The 20,864-nt window shown below is 61.0% G+C and carries 24 protein-coding genes; 11 read left to right on the forward strand and 13 right to left on the reverse strand.

Going from position 1 to position 20,864, the window contains the following annotated elements; genetic code table 11:
• Nucleotides 1–294: 294 nt before the first annotated feature.
• From PY650_RS16055 to PY650_RS16080, 6 genes are read right to left on the reverse strand one after another with little or no spacing between them, the layout of a single operon-like run.
• Complete coding sequence (locus PY650_RS16055) at nt 295–1,557, reverse strand: ABC transporter substrate-binding protein (protein ID WP_285880376.1); 1,263 nt, start codon at nt 1,555–1,557, stop codon at nt 295–297.
• A gap of 29 nt (nt 1,558–1,586) precedes the next feature.
• Nucleotides 1,587–2,039, reverse strand: coding sequence for a hypothetical protein (locus PY650_RS16060; RefSeq protein ID WP_285880377.1), 453 nt, complete (start codon nt 2,037–2,039; stop codon nt 1,587–1,589).
• Nucleotides 2,036–3,091 (reverse strand): aldo/keto reductase, encoded by a 1,056-nt coding sequence (locus PY650_RS16065; RefSeq protein ID WP_285880378.1) that lies wholly within the window; start codon nt 3,089–3,091, stop codon nt 2,036–2,038. Before PY650_RS16065 ends, PY650_RS16060 begins: the two co-directional genes overlap by 4 nt.
• Complete coding sequence (locus tag PY650_RS16070; protein WP_285880379.1) at nt 3,092–3,445, reverse strand: TIGR04076 family protein; 354 nt, start codon at nt 3,443–3,445, stop codon at nt 3,092–3,094.
• Nucleotide 3,446: 1 nt separating this feature from the next.
• Complete coding sequence (locus tag PY650_RS16075) at nt 3,447–3,938, reverse strand: DUF3830 family protein (RefSeq protein ID WP_285880380.1); 492 nt, start codon at nt 3,936–3,938, stop codon at nt 3,447–3,449.
• Nucleotides 3,935–4,672 carry a GntR family transcriptional regulator gene (locus PY650_RS16080; protein ID WP_285880381.1) on the reverse strand — a complete coding sequence of 246 codons (738 nt, stop codon included), beginning with the start codon at nt 4,670–4,672 and terminating at the stop codon, nt 3,935–3,937. The genes PY650_RS16075 and PY650_RS16080 overlap by 4 nt, the downstream gene beginning before the upstream one ends.
• A gap of 117 nt (nt 4,673–4,789) precedes the next feature.
• Between PY650_RS16080 and PY650_RS16085 the strand changes: the two genes are divergently transcribed.
• The 5 genes from PY650_RS16085 to PY650_RS16105 all read left to right on the forward strand — a co-directional run bounded on the left by PY650_RS16085 (nt 4,790) and on the right by PY650_RS16105 (nt 9,719).
• Nucleotides 4,790–5,590: an ABC transporter ATP-binding protein gene (locus PY650_RS16085; protein WP_285880382.1), complete on the forward strand. Its 801-nt coding sequence runs from the start codon at nt 4,790–4,792 to the stop codon at nt 5,588–5,590.
• Nucleotides 5,587–6,336 (forward strand): ABC transporter ATP-binding protein, encoded by a 750-nt coding sequence (locus tag PY650_RS16090; RefSeq protein WP_285880383.1) that lies wholly within the window; start codon nt 5,587–5,589, stop codon nt 6,334–6,336. The genes PY650_RS16085 and PY650_RS16090 overlap by 4 nt, the downstream gene beginning before the upstream one ends.
• Nucleotides 6,333–7,241 carry a branched-chain amino acid ABC transporter permease gene (locus PY650_RS16095; protein WP_285880384.1) on the forward strand — a complete coding sequence of 303 codons (909 nt, stop codon included), beginning with the start codon at nt 6,333–6,335 and terminating at the stop codon, nt 7,239–7,241. The genes PY650_RS16090 and PY650_RS16095 overlap by 4 nt, the downstream gene beginning before the upstream one ends.
• The gene (locus PY650_RS16100; protein ID WP_285880385.1) at nt 7,238–8,224 is read left to right on the forward strand and encodes a branched-chain amino acid ABC transporter permease; all 987 of its coding nucleotides are present in this window, start codon (nt 7,238–7,240) and stop codon (nt 8,222–8,224) included. The genes PY650_RS16095 and PY650_RS16100 overlap by 4 nt, the downstream gene beginning before the upstream one ends.
• A gap of 172 nt (nt 8,225–8,396) precedes the next feature.
• Nucleotides 8,397–9,719, forward strand: a complete 1,323-nt coding sequence (locus PY650_RS16105; RefSeq protein WP_285880386.1) for an NAD(P)/FAD-dependent oxidoreductase — start codon at nt 8,397–8,399, stop codon at nt 9,717–9,719.
• Nucleotides 9,720–9,813: 94 nt separating this feature from the next.
• Here the strand turns inward: PY650_RS16105 and PY650_RS16110 are convergent, their stop codons facing one another.
• The 5 genes from PY650_RS16110 to msrA form a co-directional block, all read right to left on the reverse strand.
• On the reverse strand, nt 9,814–10,530 hold the full coding sequence (locus PY650_RS16110) for a Bax inhibitor-1/YccA family protein (protein WP_285880388.1): 717 nt from the start codon (nt 10,528–10,530) through the stop codon (nt 9,814–9,816).
• 22 nt (nt 10,531–10,552) lie between these two features.
• A complete protein-coding gene (locus tag PY650_RS16115; protein ID WP_285880389.1) occupies nt 10,553–11,323 on the reverse strand; it encodes an anti-sigma factor family protein in 771 nt (256 codons plus the stop codon).
• Complete coding sequence (locus tag PY650_RS16120) at nt 11,310–11,849, reverse strand: sigma-70 family RNA polymerase sigma factor (protein ID WP_285880390.1); 540 nt, start codon at nt 11,847–11,849, stop codon at nt 11,310–11,312. Before PY650_RS16120 ends, PY650_RS16115 begins: the two co-directional genes overlap by 14 nt.
• A gap of 62 nt (nt 11,850–11,911) precedes the next feature.
• A complete protein-coding gene (locus PY650_RS16125) occupies nt 11,912–12,835 on the reverse strand; it encodes a bestrophin family protein (RefSeq protein WP_285880417.1) in 924 nt (307 codons plus the stop codon).
• 130 nt (nt 12,836–12,965) lie between these two features.
• Nucleotides 12,966–13,718, reverse strand: coding sequence for a peptide-methionine (S)-S-oxide reductase MsrA (msrA, locus tag PY650_RS16130; RefSeq protein WP_285880391.1), 753 nt, complete (start codon nt 13,716–13,718; stop codon nt 12,966–12,968).
• A 201-nt stretch (nt 13,719–13,919) separates the two neighbouring features.
• On the opposite strand from msrA, the gene PY650_RS16135 reads away from it, so the two are divergent.
• Nucleotides 13,920–14,702 carry an SDR family oxidoreductase gene (locus PY650_RS16135; protein WP_285880392.1) on the forward strand — a complete coding sequence of 261 codons (783 nt, stop codon included), beginning with the start codon at nt 13,920–13,922 and terminating at the stop codon, nt 14,700–14,702.
• Nucleotides 14,703–14,751: 49 nt separating this feature from the next.
• Here PY650_RS16135 and PY650_RS16140 read toward each other — a convergent pair whose 3' ends face one another.
• On the reverse strand, nt 14,752–14,973 hold the full coding sequence (locus PY650_RS16140; protein ID WP_285880393.1) for a GNAT family N-acetyltransferase: 222 nt from the start codon (nt 14,971–14,973) through the stop codon (nt 14,752–14,754).
• 366 nt (nt 14,974–15,339) lie between these two features.
• Complete coding sequence (locus tag PY650_RS16145; protein ID WP_285880394.1) at nt 15,340–15,549, reverse strand: SlyX family protein; 210 nt, start codon at nt 15,547–15,549, stop codon at nt 15,340–15,342.
• A gap of 238 nt (nt 15,550–15,787) precedes the next feature.
• Between PY650_RS16145 and PY650_RS16150 the strand changes: the two genes are divergently transcribed.
• Genes PY650_RS16150 through PY650_RS16170 form a run of 5 tightly spaced genes read left to right on the forward strand, consistent with a single transcriptional unit; the run spans nt 15,788 to nt 20,824 of the window.
• Entirely contained in the window at nt 15,788–16,624 is an 837-nt protein-coding gene (locus PY650_RS16150; protein WP_285880395.1) for a metallophosphoesterase family protein, read from the forward strand.
• Nucleotides 16,621–17,784: an ABC transporter ATP-binding protein gene (locus PY650_RS16155; RefSeq protein ID WP_285880397.1), complete on the forward strand. Its 1,164-nt coding sequence runs from the start codon at nt 16,621–16,623 to the stop codon at nt 17,782–17,784. The genes PY650_RS16150 and PY650_RS16155 overlap by 4 nt, the downstream gene beginning before the upstream one ends.
• Entirely contained in the window at nt 17,777–18,700 is a 924-nt protein-coding gene (locus PY650_RS16160) for a carbohydrate ABC transporter permease (RefSeq protein ID WP_432761538.1), read from the forward strand. Before PY650_RS16155 ends, PY650_RS16160 begins: the two co-directional genes overlap by 8 nt.
• The gene (locus tag PY650_RS16165; RefSeq protein ID WP_285880398.1) at nt 18,697–19,533 is read left to right on the forward strand and encodes a carbohydrate ABC transporter permease; all 837 of its coding nucleotides are present in this window, start codon (nt 18,697–18,699) and stop codon (nt 19,531–19,533) included. The genes PY650_RS16160 and PY650_RS16165 overlap by 4 nt, the downstream gene beginning before the upstream one ends.
• Before the next feature lie 25 nt (nt 19,534–19,558).
• Nucleotides 19,559–20,824 (forward strand): ABC transporter substrate-binding protein, encoded by a 1,266-nt coding sequence (locus tag PY650_RS16170; protein WP_285880399.1) that lies wholly within the window; start codon nt 19,559–19,561, stop codon nt 20,822–20,824.
• Nucleotides 20,825–20,864: the final 40 nt, after the last annotated feature.

Genomic DNA, 20,864 nt, shown 5'->3' on the forward strand with positions numbered 1-20,864 from the left:
ATCTCCTCCAGGGTCTCCACCCGCTATTGGAAGAGATTATTTGGAACGTTCCAAATTTTGTCAATAGGCAAATTCGAAAGTATAGTGACAGCAGGCTAAAAGCAGCCGCTAATGTCCAGTTTTCCCCGCATTTCGCTGGCCATATAGGCGTTATGCCCAGATCTCGATTTCCAGAATTATTGCTGTTGATAATTGGAACGATCTAAATTTCCGACTCAATCGGGCATGTACAAAAGCGCCCGGCAACCGAGCGGGTTACCGGGCGTCCCATGGAAACGAAAGAGAATTGCAGGCCTATTTATTCAACTGCGCCTGCAGCTTGTTGACATCATCGATCGACATTTCGCCGTCCGTCGTCACCTTGCCGTCGGCGATCTTCCAGAGACGGAACGGGCCGGTGATGTCGCCATATTTGTCGAAGGCGACCGGGCCGATGACCCCTTCATAACGGATCGGCTTGCCGTCCTTGATCAAGCCAAGCGCCTTGGCAAATTCGTCTTTGCCGGCGTAGATCGGCGTGCCTTGTGGATCGACTGCCTTGTACATCGCATCCTTGATCTTGGCCGGATCGTCCGACCCGGCAATCGCGATGGCGAGGCCGACGATGGCACCGGCATCATAGGAACGATCCGCCGCCGGATTGGACGGTTCGATACCCGAGAAATCCTTGTAGTTCTTCATGAAATAGTCAGTCGAAGCGGTCGGGCTGGTGCCGGAGGACGTGCCATAGGCATCCTTGAGGTAGTCGGCGCCGACCGAGTCGATGAAATCCGGGCTGTTCATGCCGTCGTTAAGCAGGAATTTCTGTACGCCACCCTGCGAAATCCAGGTGCGGGCGATGGTTGCACCATCGACCGGCGTACTGACGAGATAAAGGCCGTCCGGATTGCCCGCCATGGCGGCGGTGACTTCTGAGGCGTAGCTCGACTGCTTTTCGTTATATGGCGTGTCGGACACGATAGTGCCGCCGAGCGCTTTATAGGCACGAGAAAACTCCTTCACCATGTTGACGCCGAAGTCGTTGTTGACGTGAATGACCGCCAGCTTCTTGAGGCCTTTGTCGATCGCGTATTTTGCAGCAGCTACGCCCTGCAGCGCATCCGAGGTGATGGTGCGGAAGAAGATGCCGTTGGTCTTGCCGTCACGGCCGAGCGCCGTCAACGTCGGCGAGGACGAGGCCGGTGACACCTGGACGATCTTGGCCGGTGCGGTGACCGAAGTCAGTATCGGAATCGAGACCGACGAGATGATGCCGCCGATAATGACAGGTACCTTCTTCACCTGCACGAGTTGGGTCGCGGCGTCGACGGCGACATTGCCCTGGCTCTGGCTGTCACGTGTATCGGTCACCAGATCGCAGCCGCGCACGCCGCCGGCGGCGTTGATGTCGCGGAAGGCCATTTCGACCGATTTCGCGCCCGCCTGACCATATTCGCCGGCGGGCCCCGTTAGCTCCATGACCAGCCCGACCGTGATCTTGCAGTCTGCAGCGTTGGCAACGCCCGCCGCGGCAAGGAGCGCCAGAGCGGTGGTGATTTGAAATATCGTCTTTTTCATCTTTGTTCCCCTTGTTAGGTACACGACTTCTATTTCGGTGGTTGAGCCTGTTTCGTCTCCGGCGCCTGCAGCCAGGTTTCATGCAGATGCCGCCATTCGACGCCGTTCGGCATCGATGAACTCTCGGTAAAAAGCGCGCTTGACCGCCGCCGGGTCCAGGCGCCAGCTCGAAATTGCGCCTCGACATAGGTCACAACGATGATGCCGGCGGCCTCCCAGCCAGGCCTCACATCGTCGATCTCGATCACGAATTCACCGTGAAAGCAGCCACGGTTTGCCCGGACATGGTTGATGATGGAATCGCGTTCGATAATACGGCCGTCGTCGGGCGTGACGATGCGGAAGCCCTCGCCGAGGACTTTTTCGAACCGGCTGAAATCCGTTTGGTTGTGGTCCGTTGCGTTGTACCAGTCGGCGAAATAGCGATGCAGGTCGATGATTTCAGCCTTGGCGCGCTCGAAGAGCGATGGACTCGTGCTCATTTTTTCCCCGCGTTCAGATTGTAGTGCATGATTGAGCCATGCCGCCCGGTGCGGTCGCGCTCCAGCGCATAGACGTCGCCGAGTGGGCCGTTGCTCTGCGCGATGATCGCGGCAATCTGAGACCGATCCTCTGCTGTGAGCGCAATATCCATGATCTTCGCATTGGCGAGCGCATGCGCCCGATTGCGGGCGCCGACGATGACGGCAGCCACCTGCGGCTGCTCCAACACCCAGGCGCTGGCGATGGTGGCGATGTCGACGCCATGGCGGTTGCTGACGGCCTTCAATGCCCGAAGCAGCGACTGGAACAGTTCCCAACCGCCGAAATCGTCGATGATCAACTTGTATTTGATCAGCGAGCGGTTTTCGAGCGGCATCTCCGGCTCCGGCTGCCCGAGCCATTTGTCGCTGAGGAACCCACCCGCGACGGAGCCGTAGCAGAGAAAGCGGACATTGTTATCGGCCGAGAGTGCTGTCAGGCTGTTCGCAGGCCTTTGGTCAAGTACGGAATATTGCAGTTGCTGGCTGACCAGGGGAATGCCGGCTTTCAAGATTTCGGCAATGTGCGGCGTATCGAAGTTCGTCGTGCCGACATTGCGGACCTTACCTTCCCGCCGCATCTCGTCCAGCCAGCCGAGCGCATCGAGATAACCCGGCAACGTATAATCCCACCAGTGAAACTGCACGAGGTCCAGCCGCTCGGCCTTCAGCCGCCGCAGCGATTGCTCGACGATGCCTCTAATATAATCGCGGCTGATGCGCGACAGCACTTCGAGATCGGGCACCAGCTTGGTGTGCACCTTCATCTTGGCCGCGACGTCGAGCCCACGCTCCTTGGCAAGCCTCAGTCGGGCGGCGCCGATCAGCTCTTCGACGCCGGTATAGATATCGGCGCAGTCGTAGGTGATGATGCCCGCGTCGAAGGCGGCGATGAGGTCGGTTACGGCCTGCACGCGGTCGATTGACCCATGGCCCCCGGCCAATTGCCAGCCGCCGCGAATAACGCGCGAGATCGAATAACCAGGGCTGAGTTCGAAGGTCTTGGCATTCATCTATTTGTTCTCCTCGGGCAACGGCACTGCCGTCGTCTCCGCATGGCTGAAGCGCCGCTTGCCTGTCCTGACGATCCTGAGGCGGCTCGCACAGTTCGGGTCCGGACAAGCGATCTCGGCGTCCGATGTCATCCAGTCGTTCTTATGAGTGGGCCGCTGCTTGGCCGCGAGCAACGGCAATACGGCGGAAATGGAATAGATGGAGAAACCCTGCCCCGGCGGCAGCGACAACATTTCGCCCTTGAGTTCGAAATAATCACCCTTTTTGGCGCCGCAATAGATCGGCTTGCCCTCGGGAATGACGGCTTCGACACGCAGGTCGAACAGCTCGAAGGAATCGTCTGCCGCGCTCATCTCAGACCTCCGTAATGCGCGCGAGTGTCACGTCGCAGGCGCCGTTGCGGCGAATTTCACCGCAAGCGGCCGCGAAATGCTCGCGCTCTTCGGGCCGCACCTGCGCAACGACGCTGCCCGGCAGCCAGCCGATCGGGAACAGCAATCGCGCGCCTTGCCCATAGAACAGGCCGATATCGAAGATCGGGTTGGGGCTGCCGCCCCAGACACGCGCCGGCACATAGCTCAGCACGATATCGCCTGGCTGGGGCGTCAACGTCGCGTTTTCCGCCGGCAAGGGGTTTGCCCATTCCTGGCCGACGAGATGATCCGGCGGGATCGGACAGGAGATTTCCGGCCCCGTCCACATGGCATGGATACCGGGCACAATGCGCGGCTCGGCCAGATAGGTCCAGAGGAACTCTACATTGTCGGGCGCCTTGCCGTCGAGCAGCACGGCGGTGACGGAAAGTGCGGAGCCGGGCTCGGTAATGCGGAGGGCGCGCGTGCTCATGACGTACCTTTGCTTGCCGCTTCGGATTGCAGCTTGTTGCGGAGGAAATTGAAAGGCCGGCTGATGTCGGCGATCAGCGCTTCGCGGGCAGCCGCGGCATCCTGCACCGCAAGCGCCCCCACGATCCTGCGATGGAAATGCGCCGTATCGACCTCGCCGGCCTCGGAGAAGGCATAGATCGCTACGCGGATGCAGGGGCCGGATTGCAGCCACAGGCTTTCGATCATCGGGATAAGTACGGCCGAGCCGCAAGCGCGGTAGATTTCGAAATGAAAGCTCTGATTGAGCGTGACCTCGCGGTCGACGTCCTTCTTAAGCTTCAGCGCCCGCATTTCGTCCCACTCGCTGAGCATGCTCTCGATGACGGAGACTTGGCGCGGGCTCATCCGCGTCGCCGCAAGCGCGATCGCCTCGCCCTCGATCAGGATGCGGGCACGCAAGAGATCGTCCATGCGCTCAAGTGTGATCGGCGGAACGCGGACGGAGCGGTTCGGCAGCGCTTCCAGCGCCTTTTCGGTGATGAGCCGGCCCAGCGCTTCACGCACTGGCATGGTGCTGGTCATCAGTGCATCGGCAAGTCCGCGAATAGTGAGCACCTGGCTCGGCTCGAAGAGGCCGCCGATCAGTGCCCGGCGTAGCTCGAGATAGACGCGATCCTGCACGGTCTCGCGGCCGACGGGCGCGAGCTGAGCGGCAATGTGGTCGTTGCTTTTCACGACGGCGGTCTTTTGCATGTCCTCCCCGCTTTTGGCTTGCAGAGACGATTAAAGCCGATTAGCGTGATCATTACAAGTGTGATCACAAATCAAAAATCAGAAGGCGGCAACGACCGTTTTCGGCCAGAGGGATCCATGAGTGCACTGAGCGAACGGCGGGAAGAGGACACCCATCCACCCGTTTTAACGGCGAAAAACGTGGTGCGACGCTTCGGCGGCGTCACCGCGGTCAATGACGTGTCCTTCGATGTCCGCCGCGGTGAAATCCTCGGTCTGATCGGCCCGAACGGAGCCGGTAAGACGACCATGTTCGATCTGCTCGCCGGCAGCGTTCAGCCGAGCAGCGGCGAGATCGTGCTGAACGGCATAGCAGTGTCCGGCGAAGCAGCGCACCGCCGCATCGGCCGTGGTCTCGGCCGCACCTTTCAGATCCCACGCCCCTTTCCCAATCTGACGCTGCTCGACAATGTCATGCTGGCCGCGCAGTCCCAGGCCGGCGAAGGGTTGTTGGCAAACTTCCTAAAACCCTGGCGCGTCAAGGCCGAGGAGAAAGCCGCGCGCGACAAGGCGGCGGAGTTGCTGGAGCTCGTCAACCTGACGCGGCTGGCGCACGAGCCCGCTCGCGTACTCTCCGGCGGCCAGCGCAAGCTGTTGGAGCTTGCCCGCGTCATGATGGCCGATCCCGCCATTATTCTGCTCGACGAGCCGGCAGCGGGCGTTAACGCCACTCTGCTCGAAGTCATCATCGACCGCATCCGGGACATCAATGCCCACGGCATTACCTTCCTGCTGATCGAGCACAATATCGACATGGTGACCCGCCTCTGCCATCGCGTTCTCGTTATGGCAGCTGGTCAATTGCTCTGCGAAGGCACGGCCGACGAAGTCGCACGCGATTCAAGGGTCATCGAAGCCTATCTCGGGGGTGCGGCATGAGCGAAACCGCCCTCCTTGTCCGCGACCTCGTCGCCGGCTACGAGCCCGGCGTGCCGATCGTCCGAGGCGCATCGATCACTGTCCATCAAGGCGAGATTGTCGTCGTCCTCGGTCCGAACGGCGCCGGCAAATCGAGTTTCATCAAGGCGATCGCCGGCCTCGTGCCGGTCACCGGCGGCACGGTCTTGCTCGATGGCAAGGACATTACCGCTGCGCCCGCCCATACCATGGTCCGTCTCGGCCTCGCCTTCGTGCCGCAGACGGAAAATGTCTTCCCGCTGATGTCGGTCGAGGACAATCTGAAAGTAGCCGGCGGCATCTTAAAGCCGCGAGAGATTCCCGGCCGCATCGAGGAGATGTATGCGACCTTCCCCGATCTCGCCCGCCATCGCCGTATTGCAGCCGGCAATCTGTCGGGTGGTCAGCGCCAGATGCTGGCGGTCGCTCGCGCCCTGATCGTCCATCCGAAGGTGCTGGTGCTGGACGAACCGTCCGCGGGCCTGTCGCCGAAATTCGTATCCTTGGTTTTCGAGATGCTGACCGAGATTCGCAAAGGAGGCGTCACCATCTTGCTGGTCGAGCAGAATGCCAAGGCAGCGCTTGCGATCGGCGACCGCGCCTATGTGCTAGTCGAGGGCAAGGACCGGCATGAGGGTGTCGCCTCCGAACTCTGGAACGACCCCGTCGTCGCCGAACTCTATCTCGGCCAGCGCCCATCTCACACCAAGTCGGGAGGCGCGGCATGAGCCTGCAATTCATAATCGATGGCTTGCTAACCGGCTCGATGATCGGTCTTGGCGCCATCGGCGTAACGCTCACCTACTCGATCCTGCGCTTCTCCAACTTCGCCCATGGCGACTTTATGGCCTGGGGCACCTATGCGACGCTTGCCGTCGTCAGCGCCATTGGTGCCATGTTCGGCAAAATCGCCCCGATCGGCCCGCTCTCCTTCGGCTGGCCGCTGATCGTGGCGGTCGTCATCGCCATGGGGTTGACCGGCTTGCTGGCGTTGCTCCTCGACATGGTTCTCTTCGCGCGCCTGCGGGCCAAGGGCCAGGCGATCATAGTTGTCATGGCGAGCTTCGGCGCCTCCATGGCGCTGCGCAGTCTCTTGGAATTTCTCTTCACCTCACGGCCGACCTATTTCAGCCGCGCCATACAGATCGCCATGCCCATTGGTTTCGGTATCCGCATCACCCCCGATCAGATCGTGCTGCTGCTGCTGACGGCGATCCTCGTTCTCGGCGTGCATCTTCTGATCACGCGAACGCAGACCGGCCGCTCGATGCAGGCGCTGAGCCAGAACCCGGCCCTCGCGCGCATCGTCGGCATCGATGTCGCCAAGGTCGTGCGCGTCACCTGGCTTGTCGGCGGGGCGCTCGCTTGTGTCGCCGGTGTCATGATCGGCATTCTCGTGCAGATACGCCCGCTGATGGGCTTCGATATGCTGCTGCCGATGTTCGCCGCCGCCATCCTCGGCGGCATCGGCAGCATGCCCGGCGCCGTTCTCGGCGGACTGATCATCGGTCTGGCGGAAGCCGGCGCGGTGCAATTGATCGGCGCGGAATGGCGTGCCGCTGTGTCCTTCATCATCCTGATGGCGGTGCTGTTCGTCCGGCCGATCGGCCTCTTTGGAGTGAAGGAACGATGATGGATCTTGTCGGCTACGGCGCATTTTTCCTGACCTCGGCGCTGATCTTCTCGCTGATCACCCTCGGGCTGAACCTGCAATGGGGCCTGACCGGCCTCTTCAACGTCGGTCTCGCCGGCTTCGTCGCGATCGGCGCCTATACGTCGGCACTGCTGACGACGCCGGACACGGTCGGTCGCTTCGGTGGTTTCGACATGCCGATCCTCATCGGCTGGCTCGCAGCCATGGTGGTCGCCGCCGCCGCCGCCGCTGTCACTGGCATCGCCACACTCAGACTGAAGTCTGACTACCTCGCCATCACTACCTTCGGCGTCGCCGTGGTCGTTCAGCTCGTGGCGCTGAATGCGCAGGGCTTGACCGGCGGTCCCTTTGGCGTCGGCTTCATTCCACGCCCCTTCGCCGCCCTGGCTGAGACGCCGTTGCTGTTTAATCTCTCCAATCTTGCAGTCGCCGCCATGGTGACGCTGATTGTCTTCCTCGCCCTCGAACATCTGTCGCGCAGTCCCTGGGGACGTGTTCTGAAAGCGCTACGCGAAGACGAACGCGCCGCCATTTCGCTTGGCAAGAGCGCACGTTTCTACCGCGTGCAGGCCTTCGCAGTCGGCGGAGCGATCATGGGGCTGGCGGGCGCCGTACAGGCGCACTTCATTGGCTTCATTGCCCCCGACAATTACGTGCCGACGCTGACCTTTCAGGTCTGGGTGATGCTGATCGTCGGCGGCTCCGGCAGCAACAAGGGTGCGGTCGTCGGCAGCATCCTCGTCTGGGCGATCTGGGCCGGCTCCGGCGCCCTGACCAGCGTGCTTTTCACGCCGGAACAACAGGCCCGAGCCGCATCGCTGCAGATCGTCGCCATCGGCGTGATGCTCTGCGTCATTCTACTCGTCCGCCCTAATGGCCTCCTCGGCGACATGCCCCGCCGCCCGCGCTTTGGCAAACGGAAACAAAATGTTATTGCCGATAAAAGCGGTGCGACGCCATGAGGCATGGTTCTTGTCAGACGAGTGTGACGTTGCGGCAATCCCGCGACCAGCCCCTCACCCTAGCCCTCTCCCCGCAACGCGGGGCGAGGGGACGACGAAGTGAAATAGCCACATCCACACAGCAGCGCCCCCTCTCCCCGCATTGGCGAGGAGAGGGCTGGAGTGAGGGGCCATGCACATAGCTTCCTCGTTGGCAAACTTGCCTGACCATCCCCCGATCTCCCTGTGGCACGCCACCAGCCGCAACCGCAAAACGAGACCGCCGCTGGAAACCGATTTCGATGCCGATCTCGCCATTATCGGCGGTGGCTTTTCCGGCCTCTCGACGGCATTGCATGCCGCAGAAAAGGGGCTTTCGGTCGTTGTGCTCGAGGCCGAGATCGTTGCCTGGGGAGCGACCGGCCGCAATGCCGGTTTCGTGGTGCCGAATTTCGCCAAGATGGACCCGGACGACATCATCGCCCATCTCGGCCCCCAGGGTGGTGAGCGACTGATCCAAATGGCGGCCGGCAGCGCCGACCTTGTCTTCGATCTGATCAGGCGCCACGGTATCGATTGCGATGCATTGCAAAGCGGCTGGATTCAGCCAGCCCATTCGCCAGCCGCGTTCGAGAAGGTCAAATCTCGCGCCGAACAATGGGCAAGCCGCGGACGTCCGGCCGTGATCCTCGATTGGCAGGCGGTTCGAGATACTACGGGCGCGGATGGTTATTTCGGCGGCTGGATGGACAAGTCCGGCGGGGTGCTGAACCCGGTTTCCTATGCGCATGGTCTTGCCGCGGCCGCCGAAGCAGCCGGCGCGCGCATCTTCGAACACTCTCCCGTTGCTTCGATCCAGCATGAAGGTGACGGCTTCATGCTCGTGACCACAGGCGGAAAAGTCCGCGCTGGCAAAGTCCTGATTGCCACCAATGCCTATGTCGGCCACCTCAATCCGACGCTGGCGCGCACCTATTTCCCACTCAAAGTCTTCCAGATCGCGACGGAGCCGCTGGCAGCTTCGGCACGACAACGCTTATTGCCGGGCAGCCAATGCGTGTCGGACACGCGGCGCAATCTCTTTACCTTCCGCTTCGATTCCGAAAACCGGCTGATTACCGGCGGCATGCATATCATCGGCCCCGGCGCGGAAGAGCGGGTACCCCGTGCCATCCACCGTCGCCTCGCCCGTCATCTGAATCTCGAGGATATTCCGCCGCTTGCCTATAACTGGTCCGGCATCGCCGCCGTTGAGCCGGATTTCCTGCCGCATCTGGTAGATCTCGGCCTAGGCCTTGTCGCTGGTTTTGCCTGCAACGGCCGGGGCATCGCCATGACGACAGCCATGGGGCCGGTGCTGGCCGATTGGGCTGCTGGCACAAAGCCCGACGATCTGCCGATCCCCTTCGCGACACCGGCGCCGATCCCATTTCACGGCCTGCTGAAACATGCGCCGAACATGCTGCTCCCATGGAGCATACTGCGCGACAGGCTGGACGAACGCGCTCGCTCCTAATCTCAAAAAGGTTGCGCCTGCGGTATCGGCGCAGATACCGCAGGCGCGTCATGCGTTCCTACTAACTCCAATGGGACGCAATCTTTTATCGGGGTTACTCCCGCTCGCCGGTGAAATTTAGCAGGAGCTGGAAGATGTTGACGAAGTTCAGGTAGAGCGACAGGGCGCCGAAGACGGCCAGCTTCTGCGACGACTCCTGGTCGTAGTTCTCAGCATATTGTTCCTTGATGTTCTGCGTATCCCAGGCGGTCAGTCCTACGAAGACGACGATGCCGATGATCGAGATTGCGAACTGCAGCGCGCTCGAAGCCAGGAAAATATTCACGACGCCGGCGATGATCACACCGAACAGGCCCATCATGAGGAACGAGCCGATGTTGGAAAGGTCACGCTTTGTCGTGTAGCCGTACAGGCTGGTCGCGCCGAACATGGTCGCGGCGATGAAGAAGGTCCGCGCGATGCTGGTGCCTGTGAACACCAGGAAAATCGAAGCGAGCGACAGGCCCATGACGGCGCAGAAAGCCCAGAACATCGTCTGCGCGGCGCTCGCCGACATCGATTGGATGCGGAACGAGAAGAACAGCACGAAGGCGATCGGCGCAAGCATGACGACCCACTTCAGCGGCGTCTGGAAGATCGGCACATAAAGGGCCGGCGTCGTGCCGACGATCAGCGCAACAATGCCGGTCAGCACAAGTCCGATGCCCATGTAGTTATAGACGCGCAGCATATGTTTGCGCAGACCTTCGTCGAAGAGCGCCCGCGAGCCGCTGGCGGCTCCATAGCCGTATCGGGAATTGGTCGGGTTCATAGTCGTTCTCCTTTAATTCAAACTAATACAAGGTACGGGCGAGCTTTTCGGCCTTGCCATCAAGGTCGGCCGCCCTGCCGTCGCCGATGAGTGCGTAGGCAACCTCGCCGATCTGCCAATAGGCAGCCTGGACGTCGTCGCGCTTGACATGACTGACCTTCTGGACAGCGAAATTGCCTGGGCGGACGGCAAACAGGGACAATTGCCCGCCCTCGCCGGCATTGACCGTCAATTCAACGCTCGGGCCGAAGTCGGACGGATAAATCTGCGCGTCGGTGACGTGCCAGCCTTGCGGCAATGTCGGCAGGACGATTGCCGTCGATGCGCGGATCTCGTCCGCATTGTAGGCCGCATGCGCCGGCTGCGATTTCATCGCTTCGCGAACAGCCGTTGCCCGGTAGGCCCGCACCGCGTCGTCGACGAAAGCAGGCGCCGGAACGGATGCATTGACTTCGCTCGCGCTAAAGGCGCCGAAGGATGTGTGCGCGACCCAGCCGGCCGCCATCAACATGGCGACGGCGGCAACCCGCTGGAGCGAGTTCAGAACCCAGCCATAAGCCAGACCGCGCTCCAGTCGCCGTGCGGCCTCGCGGGTCTCCGCCTTCGCCGCCAGTCCTTCGCCGGCCAGCGCCATGCGCAGCTCGCCGCGGATGCTCATATCGGCCATGACCTTGGCGGCGATCGCCGGGTGTTCCGAAAGGTAGGATTCCACCTCGACACGGCGCGCGACAGTCAGTTCACCATCGACATAGGCGTCGAGATCGGCGTCGATGACGGGATCAGTTGTTTTCATTGCCTCCTCCATCGATAAGCCGAAGATGCGAGCCCGCGCGCGATGCGTCCTCGAAAGTCCTCAGGCTGGCGCGGGCGCGGGCGATGCGCGACATCAGCGTCCCGACAGGAATGCCGAGCGCGGACGCTGCCTCTTGATAGGAAAGATCCTCGATCGCCACGAGATGCAGCGCCTCGCGCTGCTCTTCCGGCAGATTGAAGAAGGCATCGCGCACCTGTTTCAGGCGCACGGCATGATCCTGCGAAGCCGGCAGCGACCGATCGAATTCCGCGGCGGCCTCTTCATGGCGCCGATTGAGCGAGCGCGCCTGTCGCAGCCGGTCGATATGGGCGTTGTGGAGGATCGAGAGCAGCCAGGTGCGCAGGTTCGCGCCGCGTCGGAACGACGACCTCCGTTCATAGGCCTTGACCAGCGCGTCATGCACCAGGTCTTCCGCCTCATCTGTATTGCGGACGAGCGAACGGGCATAACGTCTCAGCGAGCCGAGCTGCCCCAAAACATCGAATGTGCGTCCTTTGCGTTCCATACCTCAATATACGGAAGCTGAGGCGACCTTATTCCATGGACCGGCGATTTTTTGCCGATTGCTTACATCAGCACGAAATCTTTCGGTTGCGGCAGCGGCGGCAGATCGGTTTCGCCAAGCGCTTCGCGCAGATTGATTTCGATGGTATCGGCAAGAGCACCGATCGCTAGCGCATTCGGGTGGCTGCTGAACGGATCCTCCAACTCGTCCCCCAGCGCGTCGAGGCCGAAGAAGGTATAGGCCACGAGGGCCGCCACAAAAGGCGAGCCCCAGCCGAGTGTATCCACAAAACCGAAGGGCAACAGAAAGCAGAAGATATAGGCCGTGCGATGCAAGAGCAGCGTATAGCCGAAGGGCAGCGGCGTATTGCGGAGGCGTTCGCAGGCTGCGTGCGCTGCCCCCATTTGGCCGATGCTGACGTCGAGCATCTGATATTGGATATCCGAAATGTCACCTGCAGCCTTGAGCTGTGCGAGATGCGCCGACATCAGGCGCAGAAGGAGATCCGGCCGATTTTGAGCCGTGCGATAGAACTCGACTTCGCTCGGCGTCAGATGACGCAAAACCTTGCTGACGTCTCCGCCCCCTCGCAGATCGCAAACCAGCGCCTGCGAGAAGGCCATGGTCAAATTTAGCAAGTTCCGTCGCGCCGCACGACCGGCCTCTCCTGTCGCCTCCAATATCAACGTCTGACGAGCGAAGCCGCGAGCTGTATAGACAAGCTGGCCCCAATTGCGCCGTCCCTCCCACCAGCGGTCGTAGCACGCATTGTTGCGAAAGCCGAGAAAGATGGACAGAGCGATGCCGAGCAGCGCGAACGGCGAGCCGCTGAACGAGAGGATGACGTTCGGTCGCTCCTGATGGCCCCAGACGATCAGCGCCGACAGCAGGAAGATCACTATGATCTGCGGCAGTATCCGGCGGATAATCGAACCGCGAACGATGAAGAAAAGCTGGAATAGACCTGGCCGGTCGCGGACGATCATGACGAAGAGCACTCGAATTGATGCCTGGAGAATGGAGCAATACACCAGGCATCGAAAGAGTAACGAGCATTTCCTGCAAAGCTGCCGTGTTTGGCCAGCATCACCAGCAGCTCAAGCAGGCTGAACGGCGCTACTTCGCCGAGGCGCTTGCTTCGACCAGAACCGGATCGACGCGATAGTCCCTCGGAAAAATGCGCTGCAGATTTTTGATCTTCGGCAGGTCGTTGATGACGATGTAGGGGTAATTGGGATGCGTCGTCAGGAAGTCCTGGTGATAGTCCTCGGCGGCATAGAATTGTCGTGCCGGCTCGATCTTGGTCACAATAACCGCATCGAAAACCTTGGCGTGATTGAGCTGGTCGATATAGGCCTTGGCGACGGTGGCCTGTTCGGCGTTGGTCGGGAAGATCGCCGAACGATACTGCGTGCCGCTATCCGGCCCCTGATAGTTGAGCTCCGTCGGATTATGGGCGACGGAGAAGTAGATCTGCAGGAGATGCCCGTAGCTGATCTTGTGCGGATCGAAGACGATGCGCACGGATTCGGCATGCCCCGTATCGCCGGTGCTCACCATTTCGTAATGAGCCGCGTCCTTGTTTCCGCCGGTATAGCCCGACGTGGCGCTGATGACGCCGTTGACATGCTGGAACACGCCCTGGACGCCCCAGAAGCAACCGCCCGCGAGAACGGTGGTTTCCGCGTTACCGGCGCCCGGCTTTTCGTCTACGGTCGGCGCCGGAATGACTCGGGCGTCTTCGGCCGAGGCACGGCCGGCGAATTGCAGTGCGACGCCGGCAAGCAAGATCGCGCCGGCGGCAAAGGCGGCGGGACGGGCAACGCTCGACAGTGTCCTGCGGATCAAATCTTTCGATGCACCGTTCATGATCATCACCTCCTGGCAGCGATTATAAAATTTCTCGTCACCAGGGGATACGGGAGGATAGGTCTTTTTGTTACACACAGGCTGTGAAACACCGAAACGTGATGATGCACCGCAGCCGGTATCGGCGGCAAACCTATTAGAACTTGGCAACGATCGCCGCGCCGACGGGTTTGCCACCGGCAGCAGGCAGGGGAGAATGGAATGGAGCTATCGGGAAAAGTCGCATTGGTTACCGGCGCAACATCGGGCATCGGTCGAGCATCGGCCTTTCGACTGGCCGCGGAAGGCGCGGCCATCGGCGTTCTCGGTCACGACGCGCATGAGGTCAACGACACCGTAACGGCGCTTACCGCTGCCGGCAGCAAGACGGTGGGACTGATTGCCGATGTCGCCGAGGAAGTTGCCATGGAAATCGCCGTGAACACCCTGATTGCGCAATTCGGCAGGCTCGACATCGTGCTTGCCAATGCTGGCATCAACGGCGTCTGGGCGCCGATCGACGATCTAAAGCCTGCGGAATGGGACCGGACCATCGCCGTCAATCTGCGCGGCACTTATCTGACGCTGCACTACGCCGTGCCGCATCTGAAAACGCAAGGCGCCGGCTCCATCGTCGTCATCTCGTCGATCAACGGCACACGCACCTTCACCAATGCCGGCGCGACCGCCTACAGCGCCACAAAGGCGGCGCAGGTCGCTGTCGTACAGCATCTTGCCCTCGAACTTGCCAGATACCGTATCCGCATCAACGCCATCTGCCCCGGCGGAGTCGTTACCAACATTTCCGAAAGTACCGTCAAGCGCAACCAGGAAGAAGCCGCCATTCCCGTCGTCTGGCCGAAAGGCAATATTCCCTTGAGCGACGGCCTACCCTGCAGCGCGGACGACATCGCCGAAACCGTTTTGTTCCTCGCCTCCGAGCGCTCGCGACACATCACAGGTACGCCGATCTATGTCGACGGCGGCCAGGGCTTGTTGATCTAGGTCGCGACCCAACGATCCTCGGCTTTCCGCCCCAGGCGGTCATCAGCGCTCAGAGATCCATTATCATCTCGTGCCACACTTTCCCGCCGTGATCGGACGCGGATGGCTTCGTGTAGCGATATCCCATTTTCTCGTCGAGCGGGATGTGGTTATCCCTGCACATAAGATGGATTGTCTTCTTTCCCATCTCGGTCATTCGACGGATGAACTCGTTCATCAGGAGTTTGGAGTAGCCTTTGCCTTGCTCAGCGGGATCAACGACGACCGACATGATGACGACATTTGGCGCGCAGCCCGATCGTGTCCAATCAGTTCCTTGAATTCCTCGTCAGACATCACGACGTTAATTGCGCACCCGCTGTTGATGAAACCGACACACCGCCCCTCCGCCTCAAGGATCAGAAAGCCTTCCGGGCACTCCGCAATGCGCGTTGCGATCTTTTCCAACGTCGCTGCCTCATCGCCTTCATAGGCAGAGGTCTCGATTTTGAAACAACAGGCTGCGTCGCCGGGAACGGGTTGGCGAAAGGTGGGCTGCATAATCATCGATTTCTCAGGGTTCGCATGTCCGAGCCGGCAGAGCGCAATCGCTTTGGTCTCAACAATGAGCCCGGCCCAACTCTACCGATAGAGCCGCTCAATAATGCGGCGGCTTGGTGATGGCTGGCGCGTCCAGGGACTGTTCCTCCAGGGTCAGGAAGCGCTCGGACAGCCGGACCAGCTTCTGCCGTGTCTCATCGATCACCTTCCACTGCTCCGCCACCTGATCGGACAGTTCTTCGATCGTCTTGGCCTGATGGGCCACCTGCTCTTCGAGTGCGGTGATACGGCTTTGTTCGTCTGACATTTCTGTTCCCTTTCGGCAACGATCTATAGCACCTGCCCCACCTGCGTATAGTGTTTCAATTCGGCATATGACAGGCACTGGCGCCATTTGACGATGATGTGACAAAACTGAAAAACAGGTGAAAAGACCCGTTACCTAACTGACATCAGGGCCTTCTAAACAGAGCGGCGAGAAGCGCCGGTTTTGAAGGAAATTCCCTTCACAAGCGCTCTCATTTTAAGATTTTCGGAGAAGCGCCTTGAAGATCATCCAGATCACCGACACGCATTTCAGCCCGAGCAAGCCGCATTTCAACGGCAATTGGGAGCCCCTGGCCCAATGGATCGAAGCGAGCGGTGCCGATCTCGTCGTTCATACCGGCGATCTCAGCATCGACGGCGCCGACAAGGATGAGGATATCGCCTTTTCCATGGACCTGATGCGGCAGATTTCCGTGCCGATGCTGATCGTACCCGGCAATCATGATGTTGGCCATCTGCCGGGCTCTCTTCAACCCGTCAATGCTGAACGACTGCAGCGCTGGCGTCGGCTGGTCGGCCCGGACTATTGGGCGGAGGATTTGGAAAACTGGCGGCTGATCGGCCTCGACAGTCTGTTGATGGGCTTCGAGGATGCCGAAGAGAAGGCCCAATTCGAGTGGCTGAAAGACATGCTCGAGAGCCGCGGCGACCGGCGCGTGGCGCTCTTCGCCCACAAGCCGCTATTCGTCGATGAGCCCGATGAAGGCGACACCGGCTATTGGAGCGTGCGCCCGTCGCAGCGCCACCGCTTCTACGATCTGATATCAGCCCACGACGTTGCGCTTTTCGGCAGCGGCCATCTGCATTGGGCCTGGAAGGGACAGTTAGACAACACCGCCTTGGTCTGGGCGCCGGCCGCCTCCTTCATCCTCGACAAAATGGAGCGCCTGATGCCGGGCGAACGCCTGATCGGCGCCGCCGTCCACACCCTTGGCGACGGCGTTACGACCGAGATCGTCGCCGTTCCCGGCATGAAGACCTATTTCCTTGATGATGTCGTCGAGGAGGTCTATCCGCACGAAGCCCATAAGGTTCAGCGGGAGCCGACCGTATGAGCACGCTCTCGCTTCGCGGCATTACCAAGTCTTTCGGCGCTAACGACATCCTGAAGGGCGTCAGCCTCGAGGTCGAGCCCGGCGAGTTCATTGCCCTCGTCGGCCCGTCCGGCTGTGGCAAGAGCACGCTGCTGCGCATCCTCGCGGGGCTTGATCACGCCGATAGCGGCGAGATCCTTGTTTCTGGCAATGACATCTCGGGCGTAGCGGCGGCTGACCGCAACATCGCAATGGTCTTCCAGTCCTACGCGCTCTATCCGCATCTGACGGCATCGGAAAATATCGCCGTGCCGCTCGCCATGCGCCGCCTGACGCGCATGCAACGCCTGCCCTTCGTCGGCGCAGTGATCCCCGGCCAGAAGAGCGTCCGCACCGGCATCCTCCGCGATGTCCGCGAGATGGCGGCATCGCTGAAGATCGACCATCTGCTCGACCGCAAGCCCGGCCAGATGTCCGGCGGCCAACGGCAACGCGTGGCACTTGCCCGCGCCATGGTGCGCCAGCCCAGCGTCTTCTTGATGGACGAACCGCTCTCCAATCTTGACGCCAATCTGCGCGTCCACGCCCGCGGCGAAATCGTCGAGCTGCATCGCCGAGCTGGCGTGCCGACAGTTTATGTCACCCACGATCAGGCCGAGGCGCTTTCCATGGCCGACCGGGTTGCCGTGATGATCGGCGGCCAATTGCTGCAACTGGCTGCGCCGCAGACGATCTATGATGATCCGGCCCATATCGAAGTTGCCCGCTTTGTCGGTCAGCCGCGCATCAACCTCCTGCCGGCATTGGCCGAGAACGGCACCGTCGCCTTCGGGGGGATCAGGCTGGCGCTGGAGGACGGTAGCCTCACCGGCAACAATGTCACGCTCGGCATCCGCCCGGAATTCGTGCGCCTCACCCAGGGCCGCCAGGATGCGCTCGCGGCCCATATCGAACGCCTGGAGTTCCTGGGCTCCGAAGTTATTCTCTACGCCAAGCTGGACGCCATCGGCGAAACCATGGTCGTCAAGCTCGCGCCAGCCGAAGTTGCCGGCCTTTCCGCCGGCATGCCCGTCGCGCTGACTCTCGCGGCCGAACAGGCGATGGTCTTTGCCGAAGACGGCCGTCGTCTGCGCGCCGTGCCTGTTGCCGCCGATGCGACAAGGGAGAAGGCCCATGGCTAGCATCGCCGCCACGGCCATGCCGATGCAGTCGGTGGCAGCGCGCGAGCGCAGCGAGGCTCGCACGGCCCTGCTGCTGGCGCTGCCGGCCATCATCCTGATCGTGCTTTTCGTTCTCCTGCCGATCGTCGCCGTCGTCTTTCTCGGCTTCACCGATTTCCAGCTTGGCGACAAAAGCTTCCGCTTCGTCGCTTTCGAGAATTTCGCGCACCTGCTCCGGGACCGCACATTCCAGAAGTCCCTGTGGAACACGACGATCTATACCCTCATCGTCGCACCTATCTCGATCGTGCTCGGCCTCGGTGTGGCGCTGCTGATCGAAAGCGAAGGCACCGGCCGCAGCTTTTTCCGCACCGCCTATTTCCTGCCCGTTGCCTCGCTGATCGTCGCCATGGCGACCGTCTGGCAATATCTCTTCCATCCGACCATCGGCCCGATCAATGCCATGCTGGCTGAAATCGGCCTGCCGCGCCCGAACTGGCTTGGCTCTTCGGCGACCGCTCTCTACAGCCTGTCGATCATCGGCGTCTGGCAGACCGTCGGCTTCAATATGGTGCTATTCCTCGCCGGCCTCACCGCCATTCCGCGCGAGCTCTACGCCGCCGCGGAGGTGGACAGCGCGAAATCGGCACTCGATCGCTTCTGGCTGGTCACCTGGCCGATGCTCGGGCCGACGACACTGTTCGTTACGACGATCAGCATCATCAACGCCGTTAAAGTCTTCGATACCGTCAAGACCCTGACCGATGGCGGCCCGAACCACGCCTCGGAGGTCCTTCTTTTCACCATCTATCAGCAGGGTTTCGTCTATCTGCAGGTCGGCTATGCCTCGGCGATGACGACTGTCTTTCTTGCCATCCTGGTGGTGCTGACCTTTCTGCAGTATCGCGTTCTCGACCGGCAGGTGCACTACACATGACCTCCACTCGCTTCACACCCGGCCGCATCCTGCGACTCTCGCTACTGGTCCTCGGCGCCATCGTCTTCGTCGCGCCCTACATCTTCATGATCTCGACCGCCGGCAAGGCGCAAGACGACATCTTCACCTCCGCCCTGAAGCTGATCCCGACGCATATCTTCTACGTCGAGAACATCACGCATGCGCTGAGCAAGGTGCCGATGGGCACGCTGCTTTGGAACGGCGTCCTCGTATGCGGCCTGATCTTCTTCTTTCAGGTGCTGATCGCAATCCCCTGCGCCTATGCCATGGCCAAGTTGAAGTTTCGCGCCGCGCGCACGATGATGGTGCTGATCATGCTCGGCCTGCTGATCCCGATCCACGCCACGGCCCTGCCGCTCTATGTCGCCTTCAACAATCTTTCCTTGCTGAACAGCTACACCGCGCTGGTGGCGCCCTTCTCGATCTCGGTCTTCGCAATCTTCATGTTCCTGCAGTTCTTTCGCGCCATGCCCGACGACCTGATCCACGCCGCCCGCCTCGACGGCATGTCGGAGCTCGGTATCGTCGCCCGCGTCATCGTGCCGAACGCCTGGCCGGCGGTGACCGCCTTTGCGATCTTCTCGGTCGTGGCGCATTGGAACGACCTTTATTGGCCGCTGATCGTCATCAGCAAGCAGGACTACGCCACGCCGCCGCTCGGCCTGATGTATTTCCGCGCAGCCGAGGCTGGCGACGACTACGGCGCGCTGATGGCCGCCACGCTTATTATCACCCTTCCCCTCGTCGTCGCATTCCTTTTCGCGCAGAAGCGCTTCGTCGAGGGCATCACCATGACCGGTCTCAAGGGATGACCGGTTCGAAACAGGAGAACGAGCGATGAAGCATATCACCCAGATTCTCGCCGCCACGGCCATCTCAATGGTTGTGTCGGTCCCGGCCTACGCCGAAACGACCTTGACGGTTCACTATCCAATGCCCGGCTTCTTCAAGGACGTGATGGACACGATCTCGAAGAAGTTCATGGAAGAAAATCCGGATATCAAGATCCAGTTCGCTGCTCCTTCGGCCACCTACGAGGAAGGCATCCAGACCATCCTGCGTGAAGCCGGCACGAATGAAATGCCCGACGTCACCTTCGTCGGCCTCAACCGTCTGCGCATGATGGAGGAGCGCAATGTGGCCGTCGATCTCGGACCGCTCGTCCAGAAGGACGGCAACATGGCGGCCCTGGGCTTCTCCGACACCATCCTCAAGCTCGCCCAGGTCAAGGGCAAGCAAGTTGGCCTTGCTTTCGCCACGTCGAACCCGATCATGTACTACAACGCCGACCTCGTGAAGGCAGCCGGCGGCGACCCGAACAACCCGCCGAAGACCTGGGATGAAGTCATCGCGCTTGGCGGCAAGATCAAGGCGCTCGGCAACGGCGTCGACGGCATCGATTTCCGTTGGCAGGGCGATGACTGGATGTTCTCCGCCCTTCTCTTCGGCGCCGGCGGCAAGATGCTGAGCGACGACGAAACCAAGGTCGCCTTCAACGGTCCGGAAGGCCAGAAGGCCGTCGACATGATCGAGCGTATGGTCAAGGAAGGCGGTATGCCGGTGTTCACCAAGCCTGCCGGCGAACAGGCTTTCGCCGCCGGTAAGGTCGGCTTCGAATTCCAGACCACGGGCGCGCTGATCAACACGATCAAGAACGTCGGCACAAAGTTCGACCTGCGCACCGCCCCGATCCCGCTGATTGACCCCACCAAAGGTCGCCTGCCGACCGGCGGCAACGCCGTCGTCATCCTGACGCACGATCCGGCCAAGGAAGACGCCGCCTGGAAATTTGCCAAGTTCGCCGCCGGCCCCTACGGCGCTTCGGTCGTCGTGCCCGGCACCGGTTACGTTCCGAATAACGAGCTTGCCGCCAAATCGGCTGACTATCTCGGCGACTTCTACAAGAAGAACGCGCTCTTCCAGGCAAGCCTCAACCAGATGCCGCTGATGATCCCGTGGTACGCCTTCCCCGGCGCAAACGGCGTCAAGGTCACCCAGACGATCGTCGACAACCTGTCGCGCATCGTCGACGGCTCGGCCACGCCGAAGGAAGCACTGGATGACGCCGCTTCCGACGTCGAAGGCATGCTGCCGCGCAGCTGATATTTGATCTGATCAAGCAGGCGACGCCGCTTCTCTTCGC

This window comes from Martinezella calliandrae (assembly GCF_030272695.1).
GTDB lineage: Bacteria > Pseudomonadota > Alphaproteobacteria > Rhizobiales > Rhizobiaceae > Rhizobium > Rhizobium calliandrae.